At 36.7% G+C, this 18,832-nt stretch carries 21 protein-coding genes; 6 read left to right on the top strand and 15 right to left on the bottom strand.

Annotated features, from left to right (window positions below):
- Nucleotides 1–124: 124 nt before the first annotated feature.
- The 8 genes from KGI01_RS06570 to KGI01_RS06535 all read right to left on the bottom strand — a co-directional run bounded on the left by KGI01_RS06570 (nt 125) and on the right by KGI01_RS06535 (nt 5,714).
- Entirely contained in the window at nt 125–982 is an 858-nt protein-coding gene (locus tag KGI01_RS06570; RefSeq protein WP_141274034.1) for a CvfB family protein, read from the bottom strand.
- A gap of 38 nt (nt 983–1,020) precedes the next feature.
- Nucleotides 1,021–1,440: a transcriptional regulator MntR gene (gene mntR / locus KGI01_RS06565; RefSeq protein ID WP_141274033.1), complete on the bottom strand. Its 420-nt coding sequence runs from the start codon at nt 1,438–1,440 to the stop codon at nt 1,021–1,023.
- Between the two features lie 114 nt (nt 1,441–1,554).
- Nucleotides 1,555–2,673, bottom strand: a complete 1,119-nt coding sequence (locus tag KGI01_RS06560) for a GNAT family N-acetyltransferase (protein ID WP_141274032.1) — start codon at nt 2,671–2,673, stop codon at nt 1,555–1,557.
- Between the two features lie 172 nt (nt 2,674–2,845).
- On the bottom strand, nt 2,846–3,202 hold the full coding sequence (locus KGI01_RS06555) for a fluoride efflux transporter FluC (protein WP_141274031.1): 357 nt from the start codon (nt 3,200–3,202) through the stop codon (nt 2,846–2,848).
- Nucleotides 3,199–3,558 (bottom strand): fluoride efflux transporter FluC, encoded by a 360-nt coding sequence (locus tag KGI01_RS06550; RefSeq protein ID WP_218026242.1) that lies wholly within the window; start codon nt 3,556–3,558, stop codon nt 3,199–3,201. The genes KGI01_RS06555 and KGI01_RS06550 overlap by 4 nt, the downstream gene beginning before the upstream one ends.
- Nucleotides 3,555–4,316: an exodeoxyribonuclease III gene (locus tag KGI01_RS06545; protein ID WP_141274029.1), complete on the bottom strand. Its 762-nt coding sequence runs from the start codon at nt 4,314–4,316 to the stop codon at nt 3,555–3,557. Before KGI01_RS06545 ends, KGI01_RS06550 begins: the two co-directional genes overlap by 4 nt.
- 88 nt (nt 4,317–4,404) lie before the next feature.
- Nucleotides 4,405–5,328: a UDP-N-acetylmuramate dehydrogenase gene (murB, locus tag KGI01_RS06540; protein WP_141274028.1), complete on the bottom strand. Its 924-nt coding sequence runs from the start codon at nt 5,326–5,328 to the stop codon at nt 4,405–4,407.
- An 80-nt stretch (nt 5,329–5,408) separates the two neighbouring features.
- On the bottom strand, nt 5,409–5,714 hold the full coding sequence (locus KGI01_RS06535) for a winged helix-turn-helix transcriptional regulator (RefSeq protein WP_141274027.1): 306 nt from the start codon (nt 5,712–5,714) through the stop codon (nt 5,409–5,411).
- A gap of 267 nt (nt 5,715–5,981) precedes the next feature.
- Between KGI01_RS06535 and KGI01_RS06530 the strand changes: the two genes are divergently transcribed.
- Entirely contained in the window at nt 5,982–6,515 is a 534-nt protein-coding gene (locus tag KGI01_RS06530; protein ID WP_141274026.1) for a YceI family protein, read from the top strand.
- A gap of 138 nt (nt 6,516–6,653) precedes the next feature.
- On the opposite strand, the gene KGI01_RS06525 is transcribed toward KGI01_RS06530, so the two are convergent.
- The 3 genes from KGI01_RS06525 to KGI01_RS06515 form a co-directional block, all read right to left on the bottom strand.
- Nucleotides 6,654–7,304 carry an FMN-dependent NADH-azoreductase gene (locus KGI01_RS06525; protein WP_087681096.1) on the bottom strand — a complete coding sequence of 217 codons (651 nt, stop codon included), beginning with the start codon at nt 7,302–7,304 and terminating at the stop codon, nt 6,654–6,656.
- A gap of 134 nt (nt 7,305–7,438) precedes the next feature.
- Nucleotides 7,439–8,146: a DsbA family oxidoreductase gene (locus tag KGI01_RS06520; RefSeq protein WP_141274025.1), complete on the bottom strand. Its 708-nt coding sequence runs from the start codon at nt 8,144–8,146 to the stop codon at nt 7,439–7,441.
- A gap of 128 nt (nt 8,147–8,274) precedes the next feature.
- The gene (locus tag KGI01_RS06515) at nt 8,275–9,201 is read right to left on the bottom strand and encodes a manganese-dependent inorganic pyrophosphatase (RefSeq protein ID WP_141274024.1); all 927 of its coding nucleotides are present in this window, start codon (nt 9,199–9,201) and stop codon (nt 8,275–8,277) included.
- 258 nt (nt 9,202–9,459) lie between these two features.
- Between KGI01_RS06515 and KGI01_RS06510 the strand changes: the two genes are divergently transcribed.
- A complete protein-coding gene (locus KGI01_RS06510; RefSeq protein ID WP_141274023.1) occupies nt 9,460–10,305 on the top strand; it encodes a GNAT family N-acetyltransferase in 846 nt (281 codons plus the stop codon).
- Nucleotides 10,306–10,348: 43 nt separating this feature from the next.
- Here the strand turns inward: KGI01_RS06510 and menC are convergent, their stop codons facing one another.
- Complete coding sequence (gene menC / locus KGI01_RS06505; RefSeq protein ID WP_141274022.1) at nt 10,349–11,455, bottom strand: o-succinylbenzoate synthase; 1,107 nt, start codon at nt 11,453–11,455, stop codon at nt 10,349–10,351.
- Nucleotides 11,456–11,464: 9 nt separating this feature from the next.
- Nucleotides 11,465–12,637, bottom strand: coding sequence for a M20 peptidase aminoacylase family protein (locus KGI01_RS06500; protein ID WP_141274021.1), 1,173 nt, complete (start codon nt 12,635–12,637; stop codon nt 11,465–11,467).
- Between the two features lie 91 nt (nt 12,638–12,728).
- Here KGI01_RS06500 and KGI01_RS06495 point away from each other — a divergent pair, with 91 nt between their 5' ends.
- Nucleotides 12,729–13,028, top strand: a complete 300-nt coding sequence (locus KGI01_RS06495) for a nucleotide pyrophosphohydrolase (RefSeq protein WP_141274020.1) — start codon at nt 12,729–12,731, stop codon at nt 13,026–13,028.
- Between the two features lie 121 nt (nt 13,029–13,149).
- Here KGI01_RS06495 and KGI01_RS06490 read toward each other — a convergent pair whose 3' ends face one another.
- Nucleotides 13,150–14,367 carry an MFS transporter gene (locus KGI01_RS06490; protein ID WP_141274019.1) on the bottom strand — a complete coding sequence of 406 codons (1,218 nt, stop codon included), beginning with the start codon at nt 14,365–14,367 and terminating at the stop codon, nt 13,150–13,152.
- Between the two features lie 219 nt (nt 14,368–14,586).
- On the opposite strand from KGI01_RS06490, the gene thrC reads away from it, so the two are divergent.
- Entirely contained in the window at nt 14,587–15,639 is a 1,053-nt protein-coding gene (gene thrC, locus KGI01_RS06485) for a threonine synthase (RefSeq protein WP_141274018.1), read from the top strand.
- Entirely contained in the window at nt 15,636–16,541 is a 906-nt protein-coding gene (gene thrB, locus KGI01_RS06480; RefSeq protein ID WP_141274017.1) for a homoserine kinase, read from the top strand. Before thrC ends, thrB begins: the two co-directional genes overlap by 4 nt.
- Nucleotides 16,542–16,613: 72 nt before the next feature.
- On the opposite strand, the gene KGI01_RS06475 is transcribed toward thrB, so the two are convergent.
- Nucleotides 16,614–17,504, bottom strand: a complete 891-nt coding sequence (locus KGI01_RS06475; protein WP_170214751.1) for a LysR family transcriptional regulator — start codon at nt 17,502–17,504, stop codon at nt 16,614–16,616.
- A 283-nt stretch (nt 17,505–17,787) separates the two neighbouring features.
- Between KGI01_RS06475 and KGI01_RS06470 the strand changes: the two genes are divergently transcribed.
- Nucleotides 17,788–18,789 carry an S-layer homology domain-containing protein gene (locus tag KGI01_RS06470; RefSeq protein WP_141274015.1) on the top strand — a complete coding sequence of 334 codons (1,002 nt, stop codon included), beginning with the start codon at nt 17,788–17,790 and terminating at the stop codon, nt 18,787–18,789.
- Nucleotides 18,790–18,832 lie beyond the last annotated feature (43 nt).

Raw genomic sequence — 18,832 nt, 5'->3', positions numbered from 1 at the left:
TCTTTATCCGTCTATAACATCTTTTTTATACAATTGAGTATGAAAAAAAGGAGGGTACCTACGCATAAAGCTACGGCTCCTCCTGTTAAAATGAGAGGGGAGTTGGAATGACTTCGAATAGAAGTTATTTTAGAATAGTCCATCCATCTTCTTGAACAATTCTTCCTGCTTTCATTAATGTACCTAGTGCACGTTTGAAAGCTCCTTTACTCATGTTAAACATCTCTTTAATTTCTTCAGGTGAGGATTTATCACCGAATGGCATTTTACCACCTGCTTCTTGAAGGTAGGCAAAAATTCGATCTGCGTCTTCTGATAAACGCTCATATACACGTGGTAACATTGAAGCGTTCACTGTACCGTCTTCTTTTACTTCAATCACACGAACGGTTACGTCAGCACCTAGTCTTGGTTCTGCTTTACGCTCTGATTCATGAACAAAAATACGGTATGGTACATCAACACCAATTAAAAATGTACCTACAGGTAATAAACGATATGGTCTTGCTACAATATTTTGATTGAATAATGATGGGTCTGCGTCTTCATAAAGCTCTAAAAAACGATCTTCATTAATTAAACGACCAAATAGTCCACCATTACGATCAACGCGTAATGTCACATATAAATGATCGCCTGGCTCTGGCCATAATTCACGAAGTGTTGGTAGATCTTCTGCTGGAACGAATACTTCACGCGAAGTACCGATATCGATTTTTGCACCATCATGTTCACTTACATGTAATACTTTTGCAAAACCATATTCATCTTTTAAGATGTGTGGGATTGCTGTTGTTGCAGCTAAGTCGCCACGACGGTCAGCATATAAGAATACTTCAACATGATCATTCAATTGAAGTTCTTCTTCTACATCTGATGCATTTAACGGAATATCTACCTCATCATTCGTTAAAATATATTTTGAATCTAAAATTTCCTTTACGACTAATTTTGTAACGTCGCCTACTTGTAATTGTGTCACTTTATGACTCCTTTCGCACTAAAGAACGGGTTTTGTTGTTAATCTTCTTGTTGATTCCTAACAACTTCAAGCTTTTGAAGAAACTCGGGATTTTCTTCTAGCACTTGAATCAGATCTGCTATTCGATCAATTGAATTCCAACTTAAATGATGCTCGATTCCTTCCACATCATGATAAATCAGCTCCTCATTCACACCAATGAGACGCAATAACTTTTCTAATAAGCTATGTCGATCGACTAATCTCTTTCCTAGCTTCGTACCTTTTGAAGTTAAAGTTAAACCACGATAACGCTCGTACACTAAATAGCCATCCTTATCTAACTTCTGAACCATCTTTGTAACAGAAGAAGGAAGCACTGATAGAGCTTCTGCGATATCCGATACACGTGCATAGCCCTTCTGATTAATTAATAAATAAATCTGTTCGATGTGATCTTCCATACTAGGTGTCGGCATCTAGTTCCCTCTCTTTCAATGTCTTATCCTTCTATCTTACTACATGGAAACATAAAACGTAACTACTTCAAGAGAAAGGTCAATTATTTGTACTAATCAGAACTTTTTTCGAAATCAATGAGAAGAACTTTCATCAATTTTAGCGTAAACACAGGTATCACGAAGGTGAATACCACTTGCATCTAAACAATCATTTCGTAAAATACCTTCTAGTTCGTATCCCGTTCTTTCTGCAACAGCACGACTACGAACATTATCTCGGTCACAGCGAATTTCAATTCTTTTTGCGCTTAATTCTTCGAAAGCAAACTCTGTAATACGTTTGACTGCTTCCGTCATATATCCATTCCCTTCAAAACGGTCATCAATCCAATAACCAATCTCAAATTTCGGAATTTCCCAATCAATTCGATGTAGACCTGAACTTCCAACAAACTCGCCTGTTTCTTTTAAAAATACGTGGAGGCGTAAGTCTTTTCGTGCTAAGAAATTCGCATTTGCTTCACGTAATGTTGCACGTACTTCTTCGCGTATAGCTTCTTTTTGAGCCCATGGCATGTAGGCTTTTAAAGAGCGAGCAGAACGCTTTTGTGCTTCAAATACAGCATCTGTATCATCTAATTCTGGCATGCGGATAATTAAGCGCTCTGACTCAAAGCTCGATTCAAAGTCCCAATTAATTTGAGGCTTTGGACGTTCCTCTGTTACGTCATCCCAGCAAACTGGCGTTTTTACACCCGATAAAAAATCTTCGCGTGTAATACCATATGTGATTGCATCGTAGTATTCACCTTCTTTTGGTACGTACCATGCCTTTCTAAAATGCGCTTCCTTCACAAAGCCTACACGTTCAAATGTTTTACGCATTGCAACATTATCTTGACGTGTATGACCTTCTAAACGAATTTTACCAGGTAATTTGAAAACATATTCTGAAACTAATCGAAGTGCTTGTAGACCATAACCTTTTTCACGATACTTTTCTGCGATTCGTAAGTCGAAAATTGGAATTTCATCTTGTAGATCATAGAGTTGAACAATACCTACTTTTTCACCCTCTGTATTCTCTACCCAAAACGTCTTCACATCGTCTGACTCATAGCCGCCTTCTTCAATCACCTTTTCAATTATTTCTCTCCCTGGGTGAGAATTCACGTGATAAGGCCATACATTCGTTGTTAAAAATTGAATCAATGGTTCTTGTTCTTCAATCGTCCATTCCTTTAATTCCATTGTATTTCCCTCTTTTTTCTATTTTATATGAATCATTTTTATCTTATACAGGTTCGAATAAAGTCATTTCTTCGAATGTATTGAGTATATTAAAATCTAGCATATTATTCAATTTTTCATATACATTTAAAAAGCTCTACTACATGTCGAGGTCATGTAATAGAGCTTTTATTTATACAATTCTTCCACCTAAGTACAGCCCTATTAAAAAGGAGATAAAGCTTACAATAAGTGTACTTCCCGTATAAACTATCGCAGTTATATATTTTTTCTGTTGTGCTAAACGAACAAAATCAAAGGCAAAAGTAGAGAATGTCGTATAACCACCTAATATACCTAACGTAATAAACGCGAAGACAATTTGACTTTGTATGTTATACAAAATCATGAATCCCATAATCAAACTACCAATAACATTTACAATAAATGTAGCTATATAAAAAGGGCTTTGATATTTTTCGAAAGCAAGGACTGTTACGTAACGAAGAATTGCTCCAATCCCTCCACCTAGTGCAATCCATAAAATCATACTATCCGTTCTCCCCTCTTACGCAAGAGTAAAAAGCCTATGTATGCAGCTAGAAAGCAACTAATTGTTATTCCAACTGCATAGATACTTGCGTAAAAAGGATTTACTTCAAAATGGGTAAACCATTCCGCTGAAAAAGATGAAAAAGTAGTAAATGACCCTAGTATGCCCGTTGTCCAAAATACTTTCCAAACGGGTGCGGACTTTTGTAAATAGTATGCTTGTAAAGCCCCCATCGAAAAGCTGCCTATAATATTCACAATCCACAATACTGCCTCAGCAGGTGACCATAGAATAACAAAGTAGCGAAGGGTTGCTCCAACAGCTCCTCCTAAAAATACCGCTAAGAAGTTCATTCGCTTTCCTTTAACTGAAGTAATACTGGGCAATGATCACTCCCTAAAATGTCATCATGAATTTCAGCTTTTTGAATCGTATGAGCAATTCGGTTCGATATAATAAAGTAATCAATACGCCAACCGATATTGCGATCACGCGCTTTATTCATATAAGACCACCAACTATATTTACCTTCTTCTTCAGGATAAAGGTAACGGAATGTATCTGTAAAACCCGCTTCGAGTAAAGCAGTCATTGCTTGTCGTTCTTCCATCGTAAATCCAGCATTACCTACATTTGTTTTTGGATTTTTTAAATCAATGGCTTCATGTGCCACGTTCAAATCTCCACAGTAAATGACAGGCTTTTTCGCATCTAATTGTTGCAAATAATTTTTTAATTCCACTTCCCACTCCATACGCCCAGAAAGACGAGATAAGTCGCGTTTAGTATTGGGTGTATATACATTCACCAGATAAAATTTTTCATATTCAAGCGTAATAATCCTACCTTCTTCTTCACTTGTTTGCTCCCCCACACCATAATGTACAGAAAGTGGCTCATGTTTAGTGAAGATAGCTGTACCAGAATAGCCTTTTCGTTCAGCATAGTTCCAGTACTGATAATAGCCTGGTAAATCTAATTCAATTTGACCTTCTTGGCATTTTGATTCTTGAATACAAAAGAAATCTGCCTCAACAGCTTGAAAGTATTCCATAAATCCTTTCTTAACAACTGCTCGAATACCATTTACATTCCACGATACGAATTTCATATAGTGCGCCTCCTTATTCCTATGTAAAAAAGCTCCTATGAAAGTTCGATTCCCTATGAGGTTACGAACTTTCTAGTAGCTTTTAAAATTATTTTGGTTGTGCTACATCTTCTCCGACAATACGCACTTCTGTTTCTAACTCTACACCGAATTTTGCTTTTACAACTTGTTGAACCATTTCAATTGTCTTAATATAGTCTGTCGCTGTTGCATTGCCTTTATTAATGATGAACCCTGCGTGTTTTGTTGAAACTTCTGCACCGCCAACACCTTTTCCTTGTAAGCCACTATCTTGAATTAGCTTACCAGCAAACATGCCTGGAGGACGTTTGAATACACTTCCTGCTGAAGGATATTCTAATGGTTGTTTTGACGTACGTTTATGTGTTAAATCTGCAATTGTTGCATCAATTTCTTCTTTATTTCCCTTCTTCAATTCGAAAACAGAAGAAAGTGCATAGAAGCCTTTTGATTGAATCACACTTTTACGATAGCCTAGTTCTAATTCTTCTTTTGACAGAACAACTACATCGCCTTCACGTGTTAAAACTTTACAACTTTTAATGACATCATTAATTTCGCCACCGTATGCGCCTGCATTCATTGCCATTGCACCACCAACTGACCCTGGAATACCACATGAGAATTCCAAACCTGTTAGTGATTCTGCTGCTGCTGCTTTTGATACATCAATAATAAGCGCACCTGCTTGTGCATAGACAGTTGTACCTTCAATATGGATTTGGTTAAGTTTTGAAAGATTTAGTACGATTCCACGCATTCCCCCATCACGAATAACCATGTTCGATCCATTTCCTAATAGGAAAATCGGAATATTATTTTTGCGTGCATATTTTACAACCGCACCTGCTTGCTCTTCTGTAGTCGCCATGACAAATACATCAGCAGGTCCTCCTAATTTTGTCATTGTATATTTATTTAAGGGTTCATCGATTTTGATATGCTGAGGGTCAACAATCGCTTCTAATTCTTTTGCCCATTGTAATTTCATAGTTGAAACATACATTCCTTTCTCGAATAAGTTCATTTAAAACGTGAATATACATTAGACATTCTACCTGTATTTATTCATTAAAGCCACTCTTTCGACCATTTTTCAATTGAACGAATTGTACTTTCCAAACTCATTCCCTTATCTGTTAATCGATACTCTACACGAATTGGGACTTCTGTATATACATGACGTTCTACAATCCCCTCTTTTTCTAATTCCTTTAAACGCTCAGATAGTAAACGCCCACTAATTGGTAAGCTCGACTGTATTTGATTAAAACGTCTTGGACCATCTAATAAATCATACAAAATTAAACCGACCCAACGCTTTCCAATCAAATCCATCGCTTTGGATAATCGAGGACATAATTCTTTTTGTGTCATCTTCTTCACCTCGTACTTTCTATTGTACAGATTTCTTGTGTGTGTGACTAATTGTAATAATTATCTGTGCGAAAATGAACAAATCTTTAGGTTTTAGTATAAGAATAAAGGGAAAAAGTGAGTGTAGAAGATTTGTGAAGAAACATCGCAAAATATCTTCCATTTCCTTGAATTTTTTATCTCGAATTAAAAACTCTTGAATCCGAGATAAAAATGCGTTATGATGTATTCAATACCAAATAATAAACAATTCTAGGAGGATTTATAATGACAAAACAAGTATTTAAAGTAGACAGTGCACACTCAAATTTAGGATTCGAAGTCAAACATATGATGATTGCAAAAGTACGTGGTTCATTCGATACATTTACTGCAGACTTAAAATTAGACCCTGAAGATTTAACAGATGCTGAAATTAAATTTATAATTGACGTGGCAAGTATTAATTCACGTAACGAAGATCGTGATATGCACTTACGTTCTGAAGATTTCTTAGATGCTGAAAAATATCCACAAATGACATTTGTTGCGACAGATATCAAGAAAACAGGTGATGCAGAGTATGATTTAACAGGTGATTTCACAATTCGTGACGTAACTAAACCTGTTACATTCAAAGTAGAATATACTGGACGCGGACGTAACCCATGGGGTGCAGAAGTTGTAGCATTCGAAGCAAACACAAAAATTAACCGTAAAGACTTTGGTTTAACATGGAACTCAACTTTAGAAACAGGTGGCGTACTTGTTGGTGAAGAAATTAAAATCCATGTTGAAATCGAAGCAAATCCATTAGACTAGTATTAAAACAGGTAACCATACCTTTTTCAGAGGGTTATATATTAACAGACATCGTGTCTATTGACGCGGTGTCTTTTTTGTTGATTATTTTATAATAAAAAAGAGCCGTACATGAATGTACGACTCTGATTATATGAATTAAGCATTCACTGTTACGTTCGCTAATTTTTGTGCTGCTGCTTTCACTGCTTCGAAACCAGCTGCTTTGATTTCTTCAGCTTTTGCAGGCATTGCATTATGACCTTCGATGATTACTTCATCAATGATTTCCATACCGAATACGCCGCCAACTACTGCTTTGATGTAGTTTACTGCCATTTCCATACCAGCTGTTTCTGGAGTTGAGTAAATACCGCCACGAGCATTTAAGATGATTGCTTTTTTATCTGTTAATAATGATACTAAGTTACCGTTCTCGTCATATTTGAATGAGAATCCAGCAGCATATACGTAATCAATGAATGTTTGTAATTTAGCTGGGATTGTTAAGTTCCAAAGTGGGAAAGCAAATACAACTACATCTGCGTTTGTTACTGCTTCACGTGCTTTTGTTTGAGCGGCCATTACAGCAGCTTCTACTTCGTTTAATTCTTCGCCTTGCGCTAATTTACCGTAAGCGTTGAATACGTCTTGACCGAAGTATGGAGTATCTTCTTCATATACATCGTAAGTTGTTACATTTACGTTATCTAAACCTTTTACAGACTCCATGAATACTTCATACATTTTACTTGAAACGCCTTCTGTTGAAGGACGATTATTTGCTTTTACTACTAATACGTTTGTCAAAATAATCTCTCCTATTTATATAATCAATTTTATTATTGTCTCGATTTCGAGATAAATTAATCATACAGAAAATCGCTTTTTAAGTCAATCAAAAAACCTACGACTTTCGACTGAAAATCGTAGGCAACTTTTCATTATAGTTCACATTGTCCGTCTTTACATACACCAGACTGACCTGACCCCATCATTTTTAACCCTGGGCGTAAGCCTTCTTCTTCGGCAACTTGTTTAATTGCTTGTTCAAATACAGAAGTTGGTTGTGCTCCCGATACAGCATATTTTTCATTTAGTACGAAGAACGGAACACCTTGTACACCAATCTCACGTGCTTGTTGGATATCTGCAAGCACTTCTGCTGCAAATTGATCATCTGCGAATAAATCACGTACAGCTGCTTCCTCTAGCCCGACTTCTTTTGCAAGTGATACTAAGACATCTGTATTACCAATCTTCATACCTTCTTCAAAGTAAGCTTTTAATAAGCGTTCTGTCATCTCTTTTTCAAGACCATGCTCGCCTGCAAATTTTGATAGACGATGTGCTTTAAATGTATTGGCAGGTGTCATTTTATCAAAGTCATAATGTAAGCCGACTTCTTTTGCACGTGCTGCAATACCTTCCGTTTGTGCTTTTGCTTGTTCTTCAGAAGAACCGAATTTACGCGCTAATGCTGTGTACATCGATTCATCTGATTCTGCTGGCGATGTTGGATCTAATTGATATGCTTTAAACTCCACATCAATTTTCCCTTTAAAGCCTGTATTTTCAATTGCTTTCTCTAACTCTCTTTTACCAATGTAACAGAATGGGCATACATAATCTGACCATACTTCGATTTTCATTCCAATCACCTCTTCACCATTCTATAGGGAAAAGGAATCAAAAAGCAATTTATCAGCTCATACCCATATAGGTATTTTTGGAATCAAAAAATACGCACTTACAATCGAAGTAAGTGCGCATCTTTTTCTTATTGGAATGCTTCTGTTAATGTTGGGACAATTTGTTTTTTACGTGATACTACACCTTTTAGCTCAATTTGATTATTCGCTAAAATTGTACCGAATGCTTCAGCTGAACGTGTTGCTAATTGACCTGCTGGTACTGCAACTGAATCATTGTTTAAAATATCTGTTACAACGAAGAAGAATAAATCTAATCCTTTTTCTGCAACTTCTTTATTTAATAATAATTCAAGTTCTGCTTGGCGACTTAATACATCATTCACGTCTACAGCATTTACTTGTGCAATGATGACTTTGTTTGAACCCATTTCGAATTCTTTTGCATCAAGTGATAATAAATCTTCTAGTGATTTATCTGATAAGTCTGCACCTGCTTTTAACATTGCTAGACCATATTCTTCTAAGCTTACACCTGCTTTAGCAGCTAATTCTGTTGCTGCTTTTACATCTTGTGGTGTGCAAGTTGGTGATTTTAATAATAATGTATCTGATACGATTGCAGATAACATTAAACCAGCATAGTTTGCAGGAACTTCTACGTCGTTCTCTTTGAACATTTTGTTTAAAATCGTTGCTGTACAACCAACTGGCTCTGCACGATAGTAAAGTGGGTTCGCTGTTTCAAAGTTTGCAATACGGTGATGATCGATTACTTCGCTAATTGTTACATCTTGAATATCTTCAGCAGATTGTTGGAATTCATTGTGGTCTACTAAGATCACTTCTGCTGCTTCAGGTGCAACTTTTTCAACAAGGCGTGGTGCATCAAAACCGAATTTTTCTAAAGCGAATGCTGTTTCATTGTTTACTTCGCCTAAACGTACTGCTTCTGCGTCTACACCTAGTTGTTGTTTTAAGTAAGCATAAACTAATGCAGATGTAATCGTATCTGTATCTGGATTTTTATGCCCGAAAACTAAAATTTTGCTCATATTCTAAATTCCTCCTAAAGAAATGTACTTACTTATTTAATCCTATGTATTTTACCATATTTATAAATGAAAAAAAATGAAATGAAACCTTGAAAATAAAAATTCATCTATGCACTATTTTACCTTTAAACATTTTATTAACCGTTGTTTTTTAACAATTTTTTGTCTGTTATATTATATATAGTTCAATTAGTATCTAATAAATAGTTATATATGATATTATTTTGATATAAACGAAATGAAAAAAGAGGTCGAACTATGGAACATGCAATCGAAAAGAAATACATTCCTTTAGCCAACTATTTTCATGTATTAAAAGAACCGGTGATTCAACTTTCTTTTTCTGAAATAGAAACGATTATTGGACAAAAGTTGCCAAATGCAGCTTATTTAAATAGAAGCTGGTGGACAAAAACAAAACCACCTTTACACCATTTTTTAGCGTGGACAGAAAAGAACTACTTCGTTTCAAAAGTACAGCTTGGTTTTTATGTACAATTTGAACGTTCTGCTCAACAAGTACAACAAAACAAAACAACAAATGACGCAACATGCACATATATTATTCGCCAAGCTGAGCTAAATGATGTACGCAATTTAACGCGTTTTATGCATCGCTTAAAAGAAGTAGAGCCGATGAATCACTATGATTTCTTACAAGCTCCTGATACTTTATCCGCTTTACGTAAAAGAATTTCGCATTGGAATGTTAAAAATGCCGGACAATTTTTTGTGGCAGTTGTTGATGGACATATTCGTGGTGTTGCACAAGTCTGGCGACATATCTCACAAGGATTCCAACATCGTGCGATGACATCGCTTCAACTCATGCCCGAATATCAAAAAGCAGAAATCGCGCATGACTTACTATGTGCAGCAGAAGAATGGGCAAAAAAACAAGGAATTGAACGATTAGATGCATCTGTATTAGATGGGAATCATCATACACTGACGTATTATAAAAGTAGACAATTTGAAGTTGAGGGTACAAGACCATATGCGATTCAATTGAACGGTCAATTTTATGATGAGGTTTTCTTAGGTAAAATGTTAACACAACCACCTACATATACAGATGCCACAAAAGAAGAAGTTTACGCATAAAGCAAAAGTAGCGAATGGGCTGAAAAACCACTCGCTACTTCTATTATTTGCATATTAAATATTCTGTTGTAAATCGTTCATAAGCATCTAGATTTACATCATATCCAATACCTGCTTTTTCAGGTAAATGAATAACACCCTTCTCTACAACAACTTCAGGAATAATCAAATCTTCTTCGAAATAGTGACGAGACCCCGCAGTATCAGCTGGTAATGTGAAATCTGTTAATGTCGCAATGGCAACACTATGCGCACGCCCAATACCTGCTTCTAGCATACCGCCACCCCACATCTTAATACCCGCTTTACTCGCTTCTTCATGAATTAATCTAGCTTCTTCAATACCACCAACACGCGCAATTTTAATATTAAAGATTCGCCCTGCATTGAGGGCAATAGCTGTTTTTGCATCTTTCAAACTACAAATGCTCTCATCTAAACAAATCGGTGTTTTTAATTCTTTTTGTAACGTCGCATGCTCTATTAAATCGTCTGCTCCAAGTGGTTGCTCAATCATCAATAGATTATAGGCATCAAGTTCTTTTAATAAAGGAAGATCTTCTAATGTGTAGGCTGAATTCGCATCAACCATAAGCGGTACATCTGGATAGCGCGCACGAATTGTTTTAACTACTTCGACGTCGTTACCTGGTTTAATTTTCACTTTAATTCGTTTCGCGCCATTTTGTAATGCCTGCTCTATTTTTTCATATAGTTGCTCGCTTGTCGGTTGTAATCCAATACTTACACCTACTTCGACTTCATTTCGGATACCGCCAATTACCTGATAAAGTGGTTTATTCATTCGCTTGGCATAGACATCCCAAATCGCTGTTTCAATAGCTGCCTTTGCCATTGGATTACGGCGATAAATCGATAAAAGTTCACGTACTTCACTGGGGTGCTGAAAATCTACATGGAGTAATCTCGGTATATAAAAATCTCGCAACATATGCCAACAGCTTTCGACTGTTTCTTCTGTGTACCACGGAATTTCAAAGGCATCCCCCTCACCGTAACCACAGAAACCTTTTTCATCATAAGCCTCTACTATAATAAATACTTTATCTTGTACCGTACCAAAGCTTGTCGTAAAAGGATGCTTCATTCGCATTTTCATTTTTCGTAAAACAAATTTTTCAATTTTCATGTTCGTTTATCACCCTAACACTGGTGCGGATTGCTTTCTTGCCTGCTCTAATGCTGTCATAACAGCGCGTGATAGAATATTTACACCGACAATTAATTGCTCATGATTAAATGTCATATGTGGATGATGAAGTCCTGGTACTAATCCACAACCAAGACCCAGCATAGCCGCTTTAATATGAGGACGACGTTTTGTATAGAAATGGAAGTCTTCTCCTCCTGGTGTGATGATTTCTTCACCTAAATGATCTTCACCTACTGCTTCAATAATCGACTTTTTCAAAATATCTCTCGCTTCGTCACTTACTTCTGCAGCAGCGATATCTAATAATACTTTTTGTTCGATATGTGCTCCGTACATTTCTGATACGGCACGAATACTTCGACTAATCCCTTCACCTAGCTGTTCCATTGCAGCATTTGTTTGCGCACGTGCATCCATCGTTAAAATGGCTTTACCTGGAATAACATTCCCAGCCTCACCACCTGCTTGGAAGCGTGTCACTTTAACAGACCAAGGAATTGTTGTATCCACATGAATTGACTTCAAAGCGTCTACTAAACTACTACCAATCTCAATCGCATTTTTTCCAAGATGAGGACGAGCAGCATGTGCCTCTTCACCATAAATTTCACATGATACTTGGCGTGACGCACCATGATGAAGTGCTGGACTAAATTCACCATCTTTTAATTCTTGGATTGGGCGAACATGTACACCGAATAAATAATCCACATCATCCATTAGCCCTGTATCAATGACCGATAACGCCCCTTGCCCTTTTTCTTCCGCAGGTTGGAAGATGACGCGAATTGTACCGCCTTCGTCCATTGAAAACTGATTTTTATCAATTAATTCTTGAATAAATAAACAAGCACCAATAGCCATTGTCATATGTCCATCATGCCCACATGAATGATTCGCACGGAATTCGCCGTTTACTTCTTGCCATAGCGCATCCATGTCTGTTCTTAGAGCGACAACCGGACTGCCACTACCAAATTCAGCATATAAACCTGGAATACGTTCAAAAAGATGTACTTTAAATCCATGACTTTCTAGTAAATTTGCAATATATTTGGTTGTACTTATTTCACTCCAACTTTTTTCTGGATTCTCATGCAAATGTAAAAATACTTCGTCTAATGTTGGCTTTAATGTCTTTAACAAGTCACTATTCATTTTAATCCCCATCCTTTTCTACTTACATACATTATATAATCAATCGGTCCGTTATAATGAAACTAAATGAATTTTTAAGGAGTTCGTTTTCATGCAAAAAACAATACAGGAAATTTTAGAATTCCGAAAAGAGCGCGGTTGGCACCTTAATCAAGATGCACGTGCTTTAGCTATCTCAATCTCACTTGAGGCAAATGAATTATTAGAGCCTTTTCAATGGAAGACAGGTGAAGAAGCAACTGCTACGCATCACCAAGCAATTAAAGAAGAACTAGCTGATGTATTCATTTACTTAGTTGCTCTCGCTGATCACATGGATATTGATTTACAACAGACTGTTTCTGAAAAACTAGCCAAAAATCTCAATAAATATCCAGCAACCGAAAAATAATGTGTTTAACTTATTAATATTATGATAATGGAATATTTCAATAATTAACATCATAAACACTTTATTTTTATTAAAATAAAAAAAGTGTAGTGATTTTTAAATGCATCACTACACTTCTTTATTAATCAATTTCCATCTGTTTCGTTTCTTTTCCTAGGAAGATAATCGCGATAATGGCAATGACAATCGCAATCGTGAAAATTGTAAAAATACTACTAATATCAATACTTCTCGCTGTTAACACCCCAACTAATAGCGGTCCGAAAATCCCACCTAAACGACCTACAGAAGCAGCCATACCTGAACCTGTCCCACGAATAATGGTTGGGTAATTTTCAGGCGTATAAGCGTACAATGCACCCCACGCTCCTAAATTGAAGAAAGATAGGAACATACCTGATACTAGTAGCATCGCTGTCGTATCTGCAAAACCGAATGTTAAAGCGCTTACTGCTGTACCAAGTAAGTAAAGTGATAACACAAATTTACGCCCTACTTTTTCAATAATCCAAGCTGCTGTAAAGTAACCTGGTAATTGTGCAAGTGTCATAATCAGTACATATTCAAATGATTGAATCATGCTGAATCCTTTCATGACCATAACACTTGGTAGCCATAAGAACATACCGTAATAAGAGAAGACCACCATAAACCAAACAATCCATAGCATGAGTGTACTCTTTGCATATTCTTTCTTCCAAACAGACTGTATATTTTTCCAAATAGATTGTCTTTTGGATTTATTCGCCTCATATTTTGGTGAATCAGGTAAACTAATACGTAAGTAAATTGCATAGAATGCTGGAATCGCTGTTAAGATTAATGCCACGCGCCATCCGTATGTTGGAATGACAAAATAAGAAATAATCGCTGCTAGTAGCCAACCACCTGCCCAGAAGCTCTCTAAAAGAACGACTACACGTCCACGCTCTTTTGGTGCAACACTTTCAGAAACCAATGTTGAAGCTACTGGTAATTCTCCACCGAGCCCCATTCCTACGAAGAAGCGTAGTACCATAAAAGCTGCTAGCGTTGTTGTAGCAGCTGATAGACCACTTGCTACTGAGAAAATAACGAGCGTCCACATAAATACAGCTTTTCGTCCAAAACGATCTGCCATTAAACCAAATACGAGCGCACCAACAGCCATACCAATCGAGTTAATACTACCAATCCAGCCCATCTCTGTCGGTGTTAAATTCCACTCCACTGCTAAAGCTGCAATAACGAACGATAGAATTCCTACGTCCAATGCATCAAAGAGCCAGCCAACTCCTGCAATTGCTAATAGTTTATTTCGTGTAATCGGCTTCTTTTTGCCTTTTGTTATTGTTGTCACGTAAAACCCTCCAACTGTCTTGTCACTAGAATATACATAACTATACCCTTTTTCATTTATTATGACAATCCCTTTACAAATTCAAATTGTTCCGAAAATTTCTAAAGAACTATAGATATAAATGCAAAAATAAGTTAAAATGTCTTTTATAGAAAAACAGTTGTCTTTTCAAGATGAACAACTGTAATTGAAGAACGTACAAAAAAGGAGCGCATTTATATGTGGAAAGGCTTAATTGAACAATACAAAGAATATTTACCCGTAACTGACAAAACACCAGCATTAACTTTACATGAAGGGAATACACCTTTAATCCGTTTAAACGCATTATCAGAAGAATTAGGAATCGATCTTCACGTAAAATATGAAGGATTAAATCCAACAGGTTCATTTAAAGACCGCGGTATGGTAATGGCTGTAGCAAAAGCTGTAGAAGATGGTAGTAAGTGCGTCATCTGTGCTTCAACAGGGAACACATCAGCGGCAGCAGCAGCATATGCAGCACGCGCTGGTATTCAATCACTTGTTGTGATTCCAAAAGGGAAAGTAGCAGCCGGTAAGTTAGCACAAGCTTATATGTACGGTGCAAAAATTATCGAAATCGACGGTAACTTTGATGAAGCATTACAAGCAGTACGTGATATTTCTGAAACAACAGACGTAGCACTTGTAAACTCTGTAAATCCTTATCGTTTAGAAGGTCAAAAAACAGCTGCTTTTGAAATTTGCGACCAATTAGGTGCTGCACCTGATATTTTGGCAATTCCTGTAGGTAACGCAGGGAACATTAGCGCTTACTGGAAAGGCTTTAAAGAATATAACGAGAAAAAAGGGACAACACTTCCAAAAATGTTCGGTTTCGAAGCTGAAGGTGCTGCAGCGATTGTACAAGGCGCGCCAATTGCAAAACCTGAAACAATTGCAACAGCGATTCGTATCGGTAACCCTGCAAGCTGGAAATTAGCTGAAGCAGCACGCGATGAATCACATGGTAAAATTGGTGCTGTAACAGACGAAGAAATTTTAAATGCATACCGTTTAATCGCTGCAAAAGAAGGTATTTTTGCTGAGCCAGGTTCAGCTGCTTCTTTAGCAGGTGTGATTCAATCGGTTGCAAATGGTTCAATTCCAAAAGGCAGTAAAGTCGTAGCTATCTTAACAGGTAACGGTTTAAAAGATCCTGATACTGCTGTTTCTGCTTCAACAATTAGCATGGTTTCTTTACCAAATAACGAAGAAAAAATCCGCGAATACATCGAGGGTGTTCTATGAGTAAAATGTGGTCCATCTCCGTTCCTGGAAGTACGGCAAATCTTGGACCGGGATTTGATTCGGTTGGACTCGCATTAGGTCTTTACTTAAAACTAGACGTTACATTACAAGATGAATGGCAGTTTGTGCATCATTCATCCCATTTACCAGTTGAAATGATCGTGGAAGACCACCTTGTTTATCAAGTGGCGCAACAAGTAGCTCAAAAATTCAATGTACAACTACCTGCTTGCAAAGTTGAAATGTATAGTGAATTACCACTTGCACGTGGTTTAGGCAGTAGCGCTTCTGCGATTGTTGCTGCGATTGAACTTGTCAATGTCGTATGTGATTTACAATTAGATGAACAAGCAAAATGTGCATTATCTTCTGAGATTGAAGGTCATCCAGATAACGCAGCTGCTTCTGTATGTGGTGGACTAGTTGTTGGTGCTACATTGCCAAACGGTGAGTTACACCTAGTCAATGAGAAACAAGTAGACGCTGCTTTCGCTGTCTTTATTCCAAATGTCGAATTAAAAACAGCCGAGGCCCGTAAAGCGCTTCCTACTACATATGAAAAAGGATATGCCGTACACGCAAGTGCATACAGTAACCTACTTGTCGCAGCTCTTTTAAAACAAGACTACGCATTAGCAGGGAAATTTATGGAAGCCGATTTATTCCATGAACCGTTCCGCGCTCATTTAATTCCAAACTACGAAACAATTCGTACATTAGCACGCGATCACGGAGCATTCGGTACTTCTATTAGTGGTGCAGGTCCTACGATGATTTCATTAATTGACTCGTCTAAAGTAGATGAATTCGTTGAAAAGATGCAACAGTACTTACCTGACTATACAATCAAAGCAGCACATGTTGACACACAAGGTGTGCAAGTGACTGTTCAAAACAGATAGATAAAATGATTCATTATAAAAAGGTAGGAGTCATATAAAATGGCTTCTACCTTTTATTTTGTTCTATGTTTTTTATAGTTGTGTAAAATGATATAAATGTTCACTCACAAATGCTTCAAATTGTTTCGCGACTTGTGGAATGTAACGACCTTTCATCGTCGCAATCCCAATTCGACGCTCGCAAACTACATCGGTTACATGCAGCCTTTTAATTTGATAGCCATCAATTCTCTGTAAATCAGGCAACAAGCCCACTCCAAAACCTGCTTCTACAAAACTTGCGACCGTATGAAATTCTTCACCTTCAAATACGATATTAGGAGAAATACCAACCTGTTCAAAAACATGATTCTGAATTTGTCGCAAGGAGTTTCCTTCCTTAATCGTCACAAAAGAATCTTCTGCTAAATCTTGTAATCGAATCGTTTCTTGTTTGGCAAAACGGTGGTGTAGAGGGACAATCACATATACTTCTTCTCGCCACAGTTCACGCCAATCAATTGGAATATCTGTTTCTAAATGGGGAATTAGACAAAGATCACATAGACCTTTATTTAAGTCTTGTACAAGCGGTAGCGAGTTCCTTTGAACAAATTCAAACTCCGTCTCCGGATACTCTTTTTGAAATGCTTGAACAGCTCTTGAGACTAATCTCGTTCCCATCGAGTGTGTAAAACCAATCGCAACTGTGCCGGAATTCGGTGCAACCAAATCACGTATTTCCTGTTTAGCTTCGTCTAATATTTGAGTGATTGGTTCGGTTCTTTCTAAAAATAGAGCGCCATAACGATTCAAACGGATCGCACGTCCTACTCGTTCAAATAGCGGTGCCCCTACTTCATGTTCAAGTTGTGAAATTGCCTTACTGAGCGCTGGTTGCGATATATTCAAAACATCCGCTGCACGCGTCATATGTTCTAAACGTGCAACCGTCTGAAAATACTTTAACTGTTGTAAATCCATATCCCCCACCCCTTCCATTCATAACCAAATCGAATGAATTCAATCAATATAATAGATTGTTATTATGAATTGTAACTCATTATAATAAAAAGAAACAACAATTATAATACTTAAGTATTATTGAAATAAAAAGGAATTATTTATAAAGTTAACCAATTTTCAAACTTTAAAAATATCATAAAATTTTTTAGAAAAGCTGTAAATCTATGGTATAATCTTATTGAGAAATAAATTTAAAGAAAAAATCAATAAAATATACCACAACCAAAAAGGAGAGATTAAAATGATTAAAAAGTTAATCACATCAACCTTGGCCTTGACACTAGCTCTCTCAGTTGCTACATCTACTGCTGACGCTGCTACATCAAAGTCAACAATATTTAAGGACGTACCAAAAACACATTCAATGTACAAACATATTACTTCAATGAAACAAAAAGGAATTATTTCAGGCTACTCTGATGGAACATTCCGCCCAAATCAAGGTGTTACACGTAAACAAGTAATTGCTATGGCTGCTAAGGCAACTCAACTTAAACCAGTTCGAAAAGGGAAAGAATTCAAAGATGTAAAAAAATCTGACCCAAATTACAAACGAGTTCAACTTGCTTACCGAGCAGGAATCATTGATGGGAAATCAAATGGCAAATTTGGTTTAAATGATAAAGTTACTCGTGCTGAAATGTCAAAAATCCTAGTAAAAACCTTCAAACTTAAACTTCAAAAAGGTTATATCTTCAATGACATTACTAAATCCAACTCATACAAAGATTACGCTGCAACATTATATGCTAAAGGAATTATTCCTGAAAACAAAGGAAAATTCGAAGCAAATAAAGTCGTAACACGCGCTGAATACGCCGCATTTACAAATCGCACAATTAACCCTTCTCAAGCTTTAAAACCCTCTAAAAAACTTAAGTCAACTCCAGTAAAAGCTAAAGTTGCAAATACTTCATACGTAAGCCCATTCAAAAAGAAACCTTCTAAAACTCCTCCAGGTGCTAAATTACTCAAAACTGAAAAGTTTGAAACTGGTGTATGGAAAACTTATTCATACAACAAGAAAATCTCTGGGGGACACAAAATTAAATTAGTACGTGTAAATAAATATGTTGTTGTCATTAAGGTCCAAGTTAAAAAATATGAGTATTTAGCTCAGTATAATAGAGAGAACTCTAGATTCTCATTCTTAATGCTTGACCCAAAAGTTAGCCAAAACACAATTGAAGATTTATACACAATTGGTGAAGACTTCGATGCTTACTTGAGTGGTTGGTATTAAGTTGTAAATTGTTAAAGCTCCATAATAAAAAGAGAGGATATTG

This window comes from Kurthia gibsonii, from assembly GCF_006539985.1.
GTDB classification, from domain to species: Bacteria; Bacillota; Bacilli; order Bacillales_A; family Planococcaceae; genus Kurthia; species Kurthia gibsonii.
The sequence above is the reverse complement of the archived record's forward strand: the minus strand, read 5'-3'. Positions and strand labels throughout refer to the sequence as shown.

Coding starts and splice junctions, on each gene's coding strand:
- mntR (WP_141274033.1), bottom strand. CDS start 1,440: ATGCCGACACCTAGTATGGAAGATCACATCGAACAGATTTATTTATTA.
- KGI01_RS06560 (WP_141274032.1), bottom strand. CDS start 2,673: ATGGAATTAAAGGAATGGACGATTGAAGAACAAGAACCATTGATTCAA.
- KGI01_RS06555 (WP_141274031.1), bottom strand. CDS start 3,202: ATGATTTTATGGATTGCACTAGGTGGAGGGATTGGAGCAATTCTTCGT.
- KGI01_RS06550 (WP_218026242.1), bottom strand. CDS start 3,558: ATGAACTTCTTAGCGGTATTTTTAGGAGGAGCTGTTGGAGCAACCCTT.
- KGI01_RS06545 (WP_141274029.1), bottom strand. CDS start 4,316: ATGAAATTCGTATCGTGGAATGTAAATGGTATTCGAGCAGTTGTTAAG.
- murB (WP_141274028.1), bottom strand. CDS start 5,328: ATGAAATTACAATGGGCAAAAGAATTAGAAGCGATTGTTGACCCTCAG.
- KGI01_RS06535 (WP_141274027.1), bottom strand. CDS start 5,714: ATGACACAAAAAGAATTATGTCCTCGATTATCCAAAGCGATGGATTTG.
- KGI01_RS06530 (WP_141274026.1), top strand. CDS start 5,982: ATGACAAAACAAGTATTTAAAGTAGACAGTGCACACTCAAATTTAGGA.
- KGI01_RS06520 (WP_141274025.1), bottom strand. CDS start 8,146: ATGAAAATCGAAGTATGGTCAGATTATGTATGCCCATTCTGTTACATT.
- KGI01_RS06515 (WP_141274024.1), bottom strand. CDS start 9,201: ATGAGCAAAATTTTAGTTTTCGGGCATAAAAATCCAGATACAGATACG.
- KGI01_RS06510 (WP_141274023.1), top strand. CDS start 9,460: ATGGAACATGCAATCGAAAAGAAATACATTCCTTTAGCCAACTATTTT.
- menC (WP_141274022.1), bottom strand. CDS start 11,455: ATGAAAATTGAAAAATTTGTTTTACGAAAAATGAAAATGCGAATGAAG.
- KGI01_RS06500 (WP_141274021.1), bottom strand. CDS start 12,637: ATGAATAGTGACTTGTTAAAGACATTAAAGCCAACATTAGACGAAGTA.
- KGI01_RS06495 (WP_141274020.1), top strand. CDS start 12,729: ATGCAAAAAACAATACAGGAAATTTTAGAATTCCGAAAAGAGCGCGGT.
- thrC (WP_141274018.1), top strand. CDS start 14,587: ATGTGGAAAGGCTTAATTGAACAATACAAAGAATATTTACCCGTAACT.
- thrB (WP_141274017.1), top strand. CDS start 15,636: ATGAGTAAAATGTGGTCCATCTCCGTTCCTGGAAGTACGGCAAATCTT.
- KGI01_RS06475 (WP_170214751.1), bottom strand. CDS start 17,504: ATGGATTTACAACAGTTAAAGTATTTTCAGACGGTTGCACGTTTAGAA.
- KGI01_RS06470 (WP_141274015.1), top strand. CDS start 17,788: ATGATTAAAAAGTTAATCACATCAACCTTGGCCTTGACACTAGCTCTC.